The 12,595-nt window shown below is 67.2% G+C and carries 18 protein-coding genes; 15 read left to right on the top strand and 3 right to left on the bottom strand.

Going from position 1 to position 12,595, the window contains the following annotated elements; all coding sequences use genetic code 11:
* The 3 genes from WC555_RS14280 to WC555_RS14270 all read left to right on the top strand — a co-directional run.
* Positions 1 to 317 (top strand): NUDIX domain-containing protein (locus WC555_RS14280; protein ID WP_373254614.1); only part of this gene is annotated, 317 nt, incomplete at its 5' end.
* A 25-nt stretch (positions 318 to 342) separates the two neighbouring features.
* Positions 343 to 1,359 carry an SPFH domain-containing protein gene (locus tag WC555_RS14275; protein ID WP_373254612.1) on the top strand — a complete coding sequence of 339 codons (1,017 nt, stop codon included), beginning with the start codon at positions 343 to 345 and terminating at the stop codon, positions 1,357 to 1,359.
* 3 nt (positions 1,360 to 1,362) lie between these two features.
* A complete protein-coding gene (locus tag WC555_RS14270; RefSeq protein ID WP_373254609.1) occupies positions 1,363 to 1,821 on the top strand; it encodes an NfeD family protein in 459 nt (152 codons plus the stop codon).
* Here the strand turns inward: WC555_RS14270 and rnhA are convergent.
* Positions 1,818 to 2,258 carry a ribonuclease HI gene (gene rnhA / locus WC555_RS14265; protein WP_373254606.1) on the bottom strand — a complete coding sequence of 147 codons (441 nt, stop codon included), beginning with the start codon at positions 2,256 to 2,258 and terminating at the stop codon, positions 1,818 to 1,820. The two genes, WC555_RS14270 and rnhA, sit on opposite strands and share 4 nt — an antisense overlap.
* Positions 2,259 to 2,344: 86 nt before the next feature.
* Between rnhA and WC555_RS14260 the strand changes: the two genes are divergently transcribed.
* From WC555_RS14260 to WC555_RS14230, 7 genes are all read left to right on the top strand, one after another.
* Positions 2,345 to 2,563 carry a hypothetical protein gene (locus WC555_RS14260; protein ID WP_373254604.1) on the top strand — a complete coding sequence of 73 codons (219 nt, stop codon included), beginning with the start codon at positions 2,345 to 2,347 and terminating at the stop codon, positions 2,561 to 2,563.
* A 3-nt stretch (positions 2,564 to 2,566) separates the two neighbouring features.
* Positions 2,567 to 2,956 carry a type II toxin-antitoxin system death-on-curing family toxin gene (locus WC555_RS14255; protein ID WP_373254602.1) on the top strand — a complete coding sequence of 130 codons (390 nt, stop codon included), beginning with the start codon at positions 2,567 to 2,569 and terminating at the stop codon, positions 2,954 to 2,956.
* A 93-nt stretch (positions 2,957 to 3,049) separates the two neighbouring features.
* Entirely contained in the window at positions 3,050 to 3,268 is a 219-nt protein-coding gene (locus WC555_RS14250) for a twin-arginine translocase TatA/TatE family subunit (protein WP_373254599.1), read from the top strand.
* A gap of 29 nt (positions 3,269 to 3,297) precedes the next feature.
* Complete coding sequence (gene tatB, locus WC555_RS14245; RefSeq protein WP_373254596.1) at positions 3,298 to 3,849, top strand: Sec-independent protein translocase protein TatB; 552 nt, start codon at positions 3,298 to 3,300, stop codon at positions 3,847 to 3,849.
* Complete coding sequence (gene tatC, locus WC555_RS14240; protein ID WP_373254595.1) at positions 3,846 to 4,715, top strand: twin-arginine translocase subunit TatC; 870 nt, start codon at positions 3,846 to 3,848, stop codon at positions 4,713 to 4,715. The genes tatB and tatC overlap by 4 nt, the downstream gene beginning before the upstream one ends.
* A gap of 22 nt (positions 4,716 to 4,737) precedes the next feature.
* Positions 4,738 to 5,769, top strand: a complete 1,032-nt coding sequence (locus WC555_RS14235) for a histidine kinase dimerization/phosphoacceptor domain -containing protein (RefSeq protein WP_373254592.1) — start codon at positions 4,738 to 4,740, stop codon at positions 5,767 to 5,769.
* 67 nt (positions 5,770 to 5,836) lie between these two features.
* On the top strand, positions 5,837 to 6,094 hold the full coding sequence (locus WC555_RS14230; protein ID WP_373254591.1) for a hypothetical protein: 258 nt from the start codon (positions 5,837 to 5,839) through the stop codon (positions 6,092 to 6,094).
* Between the two features lie 76 nt (positions 6,095 to 6,170).
* Here the strand turns inward: WC555_RS14230 and glnA are convergent, their stop codons facing one another.
* Both glnA and WC555_RS14220 read right to left on the bottom strand, forming a co-directional pair.
* On the bottom strand, positions 6,171 to 7,577 hold the full coding sequence (glnA, locus tag WC555_RS14225; protein ID WP_373254589.1) for a type I glutamate--ammonia ligase: 1,407 nt from the start codon (positions 7,575 to 7,577) through the stop codon (positions 6,171 to 6,173).
* 67 nt (positions 7,578 to 7,644) lie between these two features.
* Entirely contained in the window at positions 7,645 to 7,983 is a 339-nt protein-coding gene (locus WC555_RS14220) for a P-II family nitrogen regulator (RefSeq protein ID WP_332660207.1), read from the bottom strand.
* Between the two features lie 119 nt (positions 7,984 to 8,102).
* On the opposite strand from WC555_RS14220, the gene WC555_RS14215 reads away from it, so the two are divergent.
* The 5 genes from WC555_RS14215 to WC555_RS14195 all read left to right on the top strand — a co-directional run bounded on the left by WC555_RS14215 (position 8,103) and on the right by WC555_RS14195 (position 12,582).
* Entirely contained in the window at positions 8,103 to 8,930 is an 828-nt protein-coding gene (locus WC555_RS14215; RefSeq protein WP_373254586.1) for an NAD(P)H-hydrate dehydratase, read from the top strand.
* A 73-nt stretch (positions 8,931 to 9,003) separates the two neighbouring features.
* Positions 9,004 to 9,771, top strand: coding sequence for a peroxide stress protein YaaA (yaaA, locus tag WC555_RS14210; protein ID WP_373254583.1), 768 nt, complete (start codon positions 9,004 to 9,006; stop codon positions 9,769 to 9,771).
* Positions 9,772 to 9,839: 68 nt separating this feature from the next.
* Positions 9,840 to 10,688, top strand: a complete 849-nt coding sequence (locus WC555_RS14205) for a 3-hydroxybutyrate dehydrogenase (RefSeq protein WP_373254580.1) — start codon at positions 9,840 to 9,842, stop codon at positions 10,686 to 10,688.
* 19 nt (positions 10,689 to 10,707) lie between these two features.
* Complete coding sequence (locus WC555_RS14200; RefSeq protein ID WP_373254578.1) at positions 10,708 to 11,754, top strand: patatin-like phospholipase family protein; 1,047 nt, start codon at positions 10,708 to 10,710, stop codon at positions 11,752 to 11,754.
* A gap of 70 nt (positions 11,755 to 11,824) precedes the next feature.
* Positions 11,825 to 12,582, top strand: a protein-coding gene (locus tag WC555_RS14195) for an IS5 family transposase (protein ID WP_373254575.1) whose coding sequence is annotated in 2 segments (ribosomal slippage) — positions 11,825 to 12,158 and positions 12,158 to 12,582 — 759 coding nt in all. Because the reading frame shifts where the segments join, the coding sequence is not laid out codon by codon here.
* The last annotated feature ends 13 nt before the right edge of the window (positions 12,583 to 12,595 follow it).

Genomic DNA, 12,595 nt, shown 5'->3' with positions numbered 1-12,595 from the left:
AACTGCGCGAGGAGACGGGGGTCGAGGCCGAACTGATCGGCCTGATCGACGTGGTGGACGGTCTGTTTCCCGAGGCGGGCAAGCACTACGTCCTGATCGACTACGCCGCGCTCTGGGTCAGCGGGGAGCCGACAGCAGGCGACGACGCGGCTGAGGCGGTCTTTGTGCCGTTCGAGGAGGCCCTGCGACGGGTGGACTGGTCGGAGACGCGGCGGATCATCCGGGAGGCCCACGCCATGGCGGCGGCACGCCCATCTGACGGCCTTGTCATCGCCGGTGAACCGGATTCGGTGGCGCGGGGGCGGGGGGACCGATAAGCTTCACCCTCAATCGGAGGGGCTTATGGATTTCTCGTTCTTATTCTTTGCGGTGTTCGCGAGTTTCGCGATCATCTTTCTGTTCAGCGTGGTCAAGATCGTGCCGCAAGGCCGTGAATTCACGATCGAACGGTTCGGCAAGTACACCAAGACCCTGAAGCCAGGCATCAGCCTGCTGACGCCGTTTGTGGAGCGGGTCGGGCGCCGCATGAACATGATGGAGCAGGTCCTGGACGTGCCCCAGCAGGAGGTCATCACCAAGGACAACGCCATGGTGAAGGTCGACGCCATCGTCTTCATCCAGGTGATGGAGGCCTCGGCCGCCGCCTACCGGATCGAGAACCTGCCCTACGCCATCACCCAGCTGTGCTCGACCAATCTGCGCACCGTGGTCGGCTCGATGGAGCTGGACGAGGTCCTGTTCCAGCGTGACTCGATCAACTCGCGGCTGCTGACCGTGATCGACGCGGCCACCGAGCCGTGGGGCGTCAAGGTCAACCGGATCGAGATCAAGGACCTGACCCCGCCCGCCGACATCACCAACGCCATGGCGCGCCAGATGAAGGCCGAGCGCGAGCGCCGCGCCGTCATCACCGAGGCCGACGGCGAGAAGCAGGCCGCCATCGCCCGCGCCGAGGGCGCCAAACAGGCCGCCATCCTCGAGGCCGAGGGCCGCCGCGAGGCCGCCTTCCGCGACGCCGAGGCCCGCGAACGCGAAGCCGAGGCCGAGGCCAAGGCGACGGCCATGGTGTCCCAGGCCATCGCGGCCGGCGACGTCAACGCCATCAACTACTTCGTCGCCCAGAAATACGTCGAGGCCTTCGCCGAACTGGCGCGGAATCCGACCGCCAAGACGGTCATCGTCCCGGCGGAGATGTCCGGCCTGGTCGGCACCATCGCCGGCCTGGGCGAACTGGTCGGCCTGGCGAAGGAACAGCAGCAGGGCCGCAGCGACGTCCGCCGCGACGCCCCGCCGCCTCCGCCCCGGGCCACGCCGCCCTCCCCGCCTCGCCCGCCGCGTCCGTCCGTACCGAGGACCTGATCCATGGAAGCCCTGACTGACCTGCATGCGGCCCAACCGTTCTGGATCTGGCTGGCCCTGGGCGTGGTCCTGCTGGCGGTCGAGGCCGCCTTCTCGACCGAATGGCTGCTCTGGCCGGCGGTGTCGGCGGGAATGGTGGCCGTGGTCACGGCCCTGGGCCTGCCGCTCAGCTTCGTGGGCGAGGTCGCCCTGTTCGCAGTGCTGACGGTCGCGATGACCCTGCTGTCACGCCGGTTGATCCAGCGCGTGAACCCCAGCGACAGCCCGGACATCAACGCCCGCGACAGCCGGCTGGTGGGCCAGCAGGCGCGAGTCGTCGAAGCGTTCGTCAACGGCCGGGGCCGGGTCTTCGTCTCCGGGGCGGAATGGGCGGCGGAACTGAACGCCGGCGCGCCGCCCGTGGGCACATATGTGACGGTGATCCAGGCCGAGGGCGCCCTGCTGAAGGTCGTGACCGGCTAGCGCCGCATCTCGTCGATCCCGCGGTTCGCCAGGCCGTCGGCGCGTTCGTTCAGTTCGTGGCCGGCGTGGCCCTTGACCCAGTGCCATTTGACGTCGTGCCGGGTCCGCGCCTCGTCCAGACGTCGCCACAGGTCCTCGTTCTTGACCGGCTTCCTGTCGGCCGTCTTCCAGCCACGCGCCTTCCAGCCCCGGATCCATTCGGTGATGCCGGTCATGACGTATTTGCTGTCGGTGTGCAGATCGACGCGGCAGGGCCGGGACAGGGCCTCCAGGGCGCGGATCGCGGCCATCAGCTCCATGCGGTTGTTGGTGGTCAGCGGCTCGCCGCCCCACAGCTCCTTCTCGTGACCGCCGCCGGTCTGAAGAACGGCGCCCCAGCCGCCGGGGCCCGGATTGCCCTTGCAGGCGCCGTCGGTGTGGATGATGACGTGGGACACGGGCGAACCTTCAGACAGCCGCTCCTACCTCCGATTGGTTGGAGGCGAATCCGGTTTGGCGTATGTTCGTAGGCAGGAGAGACGTCATGATCCACCTGAAGATTTCCCAGCTCGACGGAAAAACGGTCATGGAGCTGAACGAAGCCGACCTGGCCAGACTGGGCGGAACGATCGGTGACACGGTGAAGCTCGACGAGAGCGCTATCGAAATCGTGAGCGGCGAGTCCGAAACGGAACGCCAGTTGGCCATCGCACGTCAGGTCATGGTCGATTACCGCGAAACGCTCGACGCGCTCGCCCGCTAGGTCATGGCCGAACCGATCTGGCTGGACCAGCCCGCGATGATGCAGGCTCATGACGAAGTCATCGCGCTGACCGGCGGCGCGGCCGGATTGCGAGACGAGGGCCTGCTCCTGTCCGCGCTCAGCCGGCCATTGAACGCCTATGGCTACGAGGGTCAGGGAGACATCACCGTACTGGGCGCGACCTACGCCGTGGCCATCGCCAAGAACCATCCCTTCATCGACGGCAACAAGCGCGCCGCCTTCGTTGGCATGGTCGTATTCCTGGCCCGCAACGGCCTCCGTCTCAGGGCGACCCAGGAGGACGCCACGGCCACCATGTACGGTGTGGCCGAGGGCAAGATCGACATTGACGCCCTGGCCGCCTGGATCCGCGACAACAGCGCGGCGACCTGACGCGGCAATCGCTTGGCGTCGCGCCACTGAACGGCCTATATGCGGCGAGAGATTTCGACCGGGCCGGGCCGGCCTGACTGAGGAGAGTATTCCGTGGGTACATTCAGCATCTGGCACTGGGCCATCGTCGCCGTCATCGTGCTTCTGCTGTTCGGCGGCCGCGGCAAGCTGTCGGCCATGATGGGCGATGCGGCCAAGGGCGTGAAGGCGTTCAAGGACGGGCTCAAGGACACCGACGACGACAAGCCGCGTGACGAGCGCGCCGGCGCCCTGCCCCGCACGGACGCCGAAAAAGAAGACCTGAAGTCGTAAGGCCGCTGAAAACGGCGGAGACCTGACGCATGGGTGGCCTGGGTCCCGGAATCGGGGGCGGCGAATATCTGGTGATCGCGGTCGTGGCCCTGCTGGTGGTGGGGCCCGAGCGCCTGCCGCTGCTTCTGCGCAAGCTGGGCAAGGTCGTCGCCAAGGCGCGCGGCATGGCCAATGAATTCCGCTCCAGCTTCGACGAGATGGCGCGCCAGTCCGAACTGGACGAGCTGCGCAAGGAGGTCGAGGCGCTGCGCACCCACCAGGGCGTCCACGCCCTGGGGGCCGACGCCGATGCGGCGTTCCGTGAAATCCGCGCCGACCTGAACAAGCCACTGGACCCGCCGATGCTGTCCGCCCCTGACGAATGGCCCGACAGCCCGCCGGTCATGGCGCCGCTGGAGACGCCCCCCGCGCCGGCCGCCGGCGCCGCGAAGAAGCCGACCAGGCCCAAGGCGAAGGCGAAGACGTCCAAACCCGTCACAGCCGGAACGACCGCGAAACCCGCGCCGACCACGGCCAGAGCCTCCGCCGGCGCCAAGCCGGCGAAGCCCCGGACCTCCCGCAAGACGGCGCCCGCGTCATGAGCGCCGTCGATCGCGACGAGGACGAGATCGAGGCGTCGCGCGCGCCGCTGATGGATCATCTGATCGAACTGCGCGGACGACTGCTGATCTGCGTCGTCGCCTTCATCATCGCCTTCCTGGTCTGCTTCTATTTCGCCAGCCCGCTCTATGTCTTCCTGGTCAAACCCTATGTGGTGGCCAGCGCCCTGCAGGCCGCCCACGGCCACAACGTATCGGTGCCGGACCTGATCTCGACCATGGTCGGGCTGAAGCCGCTGGCCAGCGGCCAGCATCAGGCGGCGCAGCTGATCTACACGGCGCCGCTGGAAATCCTGTTCGTGAAGATGAAGCTGGCGGGGCTGGGCGCCGTGATCGCCTCCTTCCCGATCCTGGCCTTTCAGCTGTACCGGTTCGTGGCGCCGGGCCTGTATCGCAATGAGCGCGGGGCCTTCCTGCCGTTCCTCATCGCGGCTCCGGTCCTGTTCATCGCCGGCGCGGCGCTGGTCTACTATGTCATGCTGCCCATCGTGATGCTGTTCTCGCTCAACCAGGGCATTGTGGCCGAGGGCGTCACCGCCGCCCTGCTGCCCAAGGTGTCGGAATACATGAGCCTGGCCACGGCCCTGATCCTGGCGTTCGGACTGTGTTTCCAGCTGCCCGTGATCATGACGCTGCTGGGTCTGGCCGGCATCATAAACTCGAAGCTCATGGCCGGGGGGCGACGGTACGCCATCGTCGCCGTGGTCGTGGTCGCCGCCGTGGTGACGCCGCCCGATCCGATCAGCCAGCTGATGCTCGCCGTGCCGATGGTGCTGTTGTATGAAATCTCCATCTGGTGCGTGCGTCTGATCGAAATGCGTCGCAAGACCGCGGACGCCGCGGCCTGATCGCCCGCGGGGGAAGTTAGTCATGGATTCGCCGGCCTTTTCGCTGACGCCCCGTCCCGCCGCCCTGCTGGCCCGGGCGCAGGATATTCCCGGCGCGGGCTACTGGGCCGCCGCCGTACTGGTGATGCTGGCGCTGGCGGTCCGGCTGCTGCTGTCGTCGGCCATGGGCAACGGCTACGGCTACACCTGCTTCTATCCCGCGGTGATCCTCGCCGCCTACTGGCTGGGGGCCCGGCCCGCGTTGATGGCCGCCGGCCTGTCGACGGCGATCGTCTACGCCTTCCTGGGCCCCGCGCCCCTGCACTGGAACATGGACGGACGCGGTCTGGTGGCGCTGAGCTTCTTCCTGCTGTCGTCGGCGCTGCTGATCCACATCCTGAGCACGATCCGGGCCCGGTTCGATCTTCTGGCCTCCACCCACGCCCGCGTCGAGGCCCTCGCCACCGGCCAGGCCGAACTGTTCCGCGAGCATGCCCAGCGGACGACCGACCACCTGCAGCTGATCTCGGCCATCCTGCAGCTTCGGGCGCGTGAGGAGGCCGATCCGATGGTCTCGCGGGTGCTGACCAACGCCGCCTCGCGCACCCTGCTGATCTCCCGGGCCCACCGCGAGTTCACCGGCAAGCCCGACAGCCGCATTCCGTTTGACGCCTTCGCCCGCAAGCTCGTCGAGGCCTCGGCGGCGCGGGGCGGTCTGGCGACGGACCGGGTGCGGATCGCCGGCGGCGACCTGGACGTGCCGCTGGAGCATGCAACGGCGCTCGGCCTGGTGCTGCTGGACTATCTGACCACGTTGAAGAGCTGTTCCCCGGCCGCCAGCCTTGCGGTCATCCTGGCCGACGACGGCGACCAGCGGACGCTCAGCCTCGTGGCCGCGGGCGGGGGCGATATCGGACCGCCGCGCGACATCCCCCTGTTCGAGGCGGTTTCGGAACAGTTGGGCGGTCGTCTGCTGATCACGCGGGGCGCGACGGGCTGCGGCGTCCGCATCAGCTTCCCGGCCGCGATCCAGCCCGTCCAGGCCTGGGAGCCCGTGGCGGTCAGCCTGCACTAGCCAGCTTGACCGGAACCGGCGCCGGGCGCCGGTGTTTGCACTGGACCGTCCATCAGGAGACCGGTCCATGACAGCCTTCCGCTTCGCCGCCCTCGCCACGCTGACAGTCGCCGCCGCGGCCTGCACGCAACAGGAGCCCGCGCCGGCCGCACCCGCGCCCGCGCCCGAGACCCGGACCATCATCGAGACCCGCGAGGTCGCCGTTCCCGCGCCCGCCAGCCCGCCCACCGTCATCATCGAACGCAGCGACGACCGTCCCGCCGACAGCACGACCGTCCGCGCCGGCGAGAACGGCATCGAGGTCGAGACGACCCGCCGCAACTAGGGTCCGCAGACCAGCCACGAAAAAGGGCGCCGGAGATGCCTCCGGCGCCCTTTGATCGTCCGGCTTCAGCCGCCGATCAGCAGCTGTAGTACATGTCGAATTCGACGGGGTGCGGGTGCAGTTGCAGACGCATCACCTCTTCCATCTTCAGCTCGATGTAGCTGTCAATGAAGTCGTCATCCATGACGCCGCCCTTCTTGAGGAAGGCGCGATCCTTGTCGAGGTTGTCGAGGGCCTCTTTCAGGCTGCCGCAGACCTCGGGGATGTTGCCCCGCTCTTCCGGCGGCAGGTCGTACAGGTTCTTGTCGGCCGGCGCGCCCGGATCGATCCGGTTCTCGATGCCGTCGAGGCCGGCCATCAGCAGGGCGACGAAGGTCAGATAGGGGTTGCCCATCGGATCCGGGAAGCGGGCTTCGATGCGCTTGGCCTTGGGCGAGTTGACGAACGGAATGCGGATCGAGGCCGAGCGGTTGCGCGACGAATAGGCCAGCTTGACCGGCGCTTCGTAACCGGGGACCAGCCGCTTGTAGGAGTTGGTCGTCGAGTTGGCGAAGGCGTTGATGGCCTTGGCGTGCTTGATGATGCCGCCGATGTACCAGAGACAGAGGTCCGACAGGCCGGCGTATTTGTCGCCCGCGAACAGGGGCTTGCCGTCGCGCCAGATCGACTGGTGCACATGCATGCCCGAGCCGTTGTCGCCGAAGGTCGGCTTGGCCATGAAGGTGGCCGACTTGCCGTAGGCGGCGGCGACGTTGTGGATGACGTATTTGTAGAGCTGCAGGCGGTCGGCCATGGTCAGCAGGTCGCTGAACTTCAGGCCCAGTTCGTGCTGGGCCGGGGCGACCTCGTGGTGGTGTTTCTCGGGCTGCATGCCCAGGTCGCGCATGACGCCGAGCATCTCGCCGCGCAGGTCCTGGGCGCTGTCGACCGGATTGACCGGGAAATAGCCGCCCTTGGGCCCCGGGCGGTGACCCATGTTGCCTTCCGAATATTCGGCGCCGGTGTTGGTCGGCAGCTCGATCGAGTCATAGCTGTAGCCGGTGTCATGCGGCGCCGTGCTCCAGCGCACGTCGTCGAAGATGAAGAACTCGGCTTCCGGGCCGAAGAAGACGGTGTCGCCCACGCCCGAGGACTGGACATAGGCCAGGGCCTTCTTGGCCATCGAGCGGCTGTCGCGGTTGTAGGGTTCGCCCGTGTCGGGGTTCAGCACGTCGCAGAACAGGAACATCGTGGTCTGCTGGTAGAACGGATCGATCCAGAAGCCGTTCAGGTCCGGCTTCAGCAGCATGTCGGACTCGTTGATCGCCTTCCAGCCGGCGATGGACGAGCCGTCGAACATCGTCCCTTCCTCGAGGAATTCCTCATCGACCAGGTCGATGTCGAAGGTGACGTGCTGCATCCGCCCCTTGGTGTCGGTGAACCGGAGGTCGACGTATTTGACGTCCTTCTCCTTGATCTCCTTGAGGATCTTGCTGGCGCTCATGGTGTTCGACGTCCTGTGGCTCGGGGAGGTTATCAAAATGGCCGCCCCGGAAGGCGACCGACGGAAATCAGACGGCCTGGGCGCCCGTCTCGCCGGTGCGAATACGGATGACGTCGAGAACGTCGGTGATGAAGATCTTGCCGTCGCCGATCTTGCCGGTGCGGGCGGCGGCCTGGATCGCGTCCACCACGGAGTTGACCATGTCGTCGGACACCACCACCTCGATCTTGATCTTGGGCAGGAAGTCGATGACGTATTCGGCGCCGCGGTACAGCTCGGAATGGCCCTTCTGGCGGCCATATCCCTTGGCCTCCAGCACGGTCATGCCTTGCACGCCTGCGTCTTGCAGCGCTTCCTTCACTTCATCCAGCTTGAACGGCTTGATGACGGCTTCGATCTTTTTCATTGGCGATCCCAGCGGGCGTTATTATGCCGCGCGCACGGGAGGTAAAGGGACATTGCATTGCACAATAAGGCAAGCGTTTTTCGCGCCCCGTCGCCATCCGTGAACGGAGGACTGGCGCGATGACGGAGCCCCCCCTGCCCGACTGGCGCCTCTCCCTGCCCTGGCCGGCGGCGGACGCCCACAAACACGCGCGCGGACGGCTGGGCGTCGTCTCGGGCAAGGCCAGTCAGACGGGGGCGGCCCGACTGGCGGCGCGGGCCGGTCTGCGCATCGGCGCCGGAGTGGTGCGGATCCTGTGCCCGCCGGACGCGACCGCGGTCATCGCCTCCGCCATCGAAGCCGTCATGCTGACGCCGTTCCGTTCGGAGGAGGCCTTGATCGAGGCGGTGGAAGGCATGGACGCCGTGGTCATCGGTCCCGCCGCCGGGGTGAACGACGCCACCCGGGCCCATGTCCGGGCCCTGGCCGGATCGGGCGCGGCCCTGGTCGTCGACGCCGACGGCCTGACCGTGTTCGAGACCTGGCCCGGCGATCTGTTCGCCGTTCTGGACCGCGACGACGTGCTGACCCCGCACGAGGGCGAGTTCAAACGCCTGTTCCCCGGCCTGCTCGACAGGGGCCGGGAGGCCGCCGCGCGCGAGGCGGCGCAACAGGCCGGCGCCGTGGTCGTGCTCAAGGGACCGGCGACCGTCATCGCCGCGCCCGACGGGCGGCTGGCCGTGAACGGCAACGGCGTCCCATGGCTGGCGACGGCGGGGACGGGCGACGTGCTGGCCGGCATGATCGGCGGCCTGATGGCGCAGAGGATGGACAGTTTCGACGCGGCCCGGGCGGCGGTCTGGATGCATGCCGAGGCGGCGCGCGGGTTCGGCCCCGGACTGATCGCAGAGGATTTGCCCGAGCGGCTGCCGCGGGTTCTGGCGGCGCTCTACCCACAGGCGGTCTGATCACGGCGCCGGAGCCCGGTTCAATTCGTCATCGAACCGGCCTATCTGCACGCCACACCGCCGGAGCGCCGTCTTGTTGATTGTTCTGTCACCGGCCAAGCGGCTGGATTTCACCGAAGCCGACCCCGAGCTGCCCGCCTCGGAGCGGCGTTTCCAGGACGATACCGCCAACCTGTCCAGGACGGCGCGGGCGCGGACGGTGGCCGAGCTGCGCCGGCTGATGAACATTTCCGACGACCTGGCCCGGCTGAACCGCGAGCGTTTCCAGGCCTTCGACCCCGCCTCGACCGACGGCGTCCAGGCCGCCTTCGCCTTCGCGGGCGACGTCTATGAGGGTCTGAAGGCGCGCGAGCTGGACCAGGCTTCGCTGGCCTGGGCGCAGGATCACCTGCGCATCCTGTCGGGCTTCTACGGCCTGTTGCGGCCGCTGGACCGGATCCAGCCCTATCGTCTGGAGATGGGCACGCGGCTGAAGACCCGGCGCGGGTCCAGCCTCTATGACTTCTGGGGCGACCGGCTGTCGAAACAGCTGAACGCCGACGCCGAGGGACAGTCGGACCCGACCCTGATCAATCTGGCCAGTCAGGAATATTTCGGCGCGGTCGACGCCCGGGCGCTGAAGCTGCCGGTGGTGACGCCGCATTTCCGCGAATCGAAGGATGGCGAAAGCCGCATCATCTCCTTCTTCGCCAAGAAGGCCCGGGGCGGCATGGCCCGCTTCGCCATCGACGAGCGTATCGGGAAGGCCCAGGACCTGAAGGCGTTCGACCGCGACGGTTATCGCTTTGACAAGGCGGCCTCGAGCGACACAGACTGGATATTCACCAGATCGGGAAATTAAACCCGGCTGTCGCCTTCGCAAACGCGAACGGCTAGGCTGGCGAGACTGACGGACGGACGAGAGACCTCATGTTCCAATGGCCCAAGCGCGGTGACGGCTCCGAGACGGCGCGCGAACCTTTCCGCGACATCGGCGACCTGAAGGGTCAGGTGGCCGTGATTTCGGGCTCGACCTCCGGCATCGGCCTGGCTTTCGCCCGCGCCATCGCCTCGCGCGGCGGCGACGTGGTCCTGAACGGTCTGGGCGACCCGTCCGAGATCGAACGCACCCGGGCCGAACTGGAAGCCAGTTGCGGCGTGCGGGTCCGCTATCACGCCGCCAACATGCTGCGCGGCGACGAGGTCGCCGACATGGTCGCCTACGGCAAGCACCAGCTGGGCCGGCTGGACATCCTGATCAACAACGCCGGCGTCCAGCATGTCGAGGCGGTGGAGAAATTCCCGTCCGACAAGTGGGAACAGATCATCGCCATCAACCTGTCTTCGGTCTTCTACGCCACCCGCGCGGCCATCCCGATCATGAAGGCCCAGGGTCGCGGCCGGATCATCAACATCGCCTCGGCCCACGGCCTGGTCGCCAGCCCGTTCAAGTCGGCCTATGTCGCCGCCAAGCACGGCGTGCTCGGCTTCACCAAGACCGTGGCGCTCGAGGTCGCCCAGGACAACATCACCTGCAACGCCATCTGCCCCGGCTTCGTCGAGACGCCGATCGTCGAGAAGCAGATCGCCGATCAGGCCCGCACGCGCGGCATGTCGAAGGAGGCGGTGCTGAGGGAGGTGATCCTGGGCTCGCAGCCGACCAGGCGGTTCGTCACCACCGACGAGCTGACCGGGATGATGCTGTATCTGGCGTCCGACCTCGGCGCCTCGGCCAACGGGGCCAGCTTCTCCATCGACGGCGGCTGGACCGCCCAATAGGCACGGAGGCGAACGGGTGTTGAAGCGAAAGCCGGCCACCCCGAAACGTCATCCCATCAGCCTGGCCCTGCAGGGCGGAGGCTCGCATGGCGCGTTCCAGTGGGGCGTGCTGGACCGTCTGCTGGAGGACGACCGGCTCGACATCCGCGCGGTCACCGCCTCGTCCGCCGGGGCCATGAACGCCGCGGCCCTGATCAGCGGCCTGGAAACCGGCGGGGCCGAGGGCGGCCGGAGTCAGCTCGACCTTCTGTGGCGCGAGGTGAACCGGTCGGGCGGGCGCAACGTCTTCGGCGACTCCTCGATCTGGAGCGCCGCCATGACGCCGGGCTGGCTGAAGGACAGCAGCCTGTGGCGGTCGGCCGAGACGGCGGCCATGTCGATGAGTCCGTATCAATTCAATCCGTTCAATCTCAATCCTCTCAAACGCGTTCTGGACAATGCGATCGATTTCGAGGCCGTGCGCGCCTCGCCGATCAAGCTGTTCGTGGCCGCCACCGCGGTGAAACAAGGCCGGGCGCGCCTGTTCGAGAACCCGGAGATCACCGATCAGGTCCTGCTGGCCTCGGCCTGCCTGCCGCATCTGTTCCAGGCGGTCGAGATCGACGGCGAGCCCTATTGGGACGGCGGCTATCTGGCCAATCCCGCCCTGTGGCCGCTTCTCCATACCGACACCCCCGACGACATCCTGTTGCTGCCGCTCAATCCGTTCGTGCGCGAGGAAACGCCGCGCGTGGCCGGGGACATCATGGACCGGCTGAACGAGATCGTCTTCAACGCGCCCCTCGTCGCCGAACTGAGAGCCATCGCCCTCATCCAGGACATGATCGAGGACGGGCGGATGAAGCGGACCGGCGAGAACCGCTACCGGCGCCTGATGCTGCACGCCGTCGAGCCGGGCCCGTGGCTGGGCGCCCTGTCGCTGAGCTCGAAATTCAATACCGAATGGACCTTCCTCAACGACCTGAAGACGCGCGGACGCGAGGCGGCGGGCGAGTGGCTGGAGCACTGCATCGACCATGTCGGCGAGAAATCCAGCATCGACATCAAGGCCCGCTTCCTGGCCTAGGGTCCGTACTCAATAAGTCCTGGCTCGGCGGCAGGTGTTCTGATTCAAGGATTCTGGAAGGAGTCTTTGAATGCGGAAGCTCTATTGGCTGGACGATGAAGCGTGGGCGCGGATCGAGCCCCACCTGCCTCGCGGTCGGCGTGGTGCGCGGCGGGTTGACGATCACCGGGTGATCTCCGGGATTATCCATATGCTTCAATCGGGTGCGCGCTGGCGCGACTGCCCCGCCGAGTACGGGCCGTACACGACAGTCTACAACCGGTTCAACCGCTGGAGCCGCCAGGGTATCTGGCACGACATCTTCAAGGCCCTGACCGGCCACAGCGGCATCTACTCGAGCGCCGCCATCGACAGCACCTCGGTCAAGGCCCACCGCTCGGCGGCGGGCGCTAAAGGGGGGCCTTCGTCCAGAGCATAGGCCGGTCCCGAGGCGGTCGGACGACCAAGATCCACGGCCTCGTGGACGATCACGGTCGTCCGCGTGTGCTGTTGCTCAGCGCCGGCAACACCAACGACATCACCATGGCCCACGCCCTGATCGAGGCCGCCGGACCGTTCCGCAAGCTGCTCGCCGATCGCGGCTATGACGCCGATCACCTCCGGAAGCGATTGGCCGAACGCAGCGCCGAGGCCGTCATCCCGACCACCACATCGCGAAAGCGGCCCATCCCCTACGACGTCGTCGCCTACCGCCAGCGCAACACCGTCGAGCGTCTCTGGGCCCGGCTCAAGGACTATCGCCGCGTCGCCACCCGCTACGACAAGCTCGCCGCAAACTACCTCTCCGGCGTGCTCATCGCCGCAACCGTCTGCTACTGGGCCAAATGAGTCCGGACCCTAG

Origin of the sequence: Brevundimonas sp. (genome assembly GCF_041648615.1) — a bacterium.
Taxonomy (GTDB): domain Bacteria; phylum Pseudomonadota; class Alphaproteobacteria; order Caulobacterales; family Caulobacteraceae; genus Brevundimonas.
The sequence above is the reverse complement of the archived record's forward strand: the minus strand, read 5'-3'. Positions and strand labels throughout refer to the sequence as shown.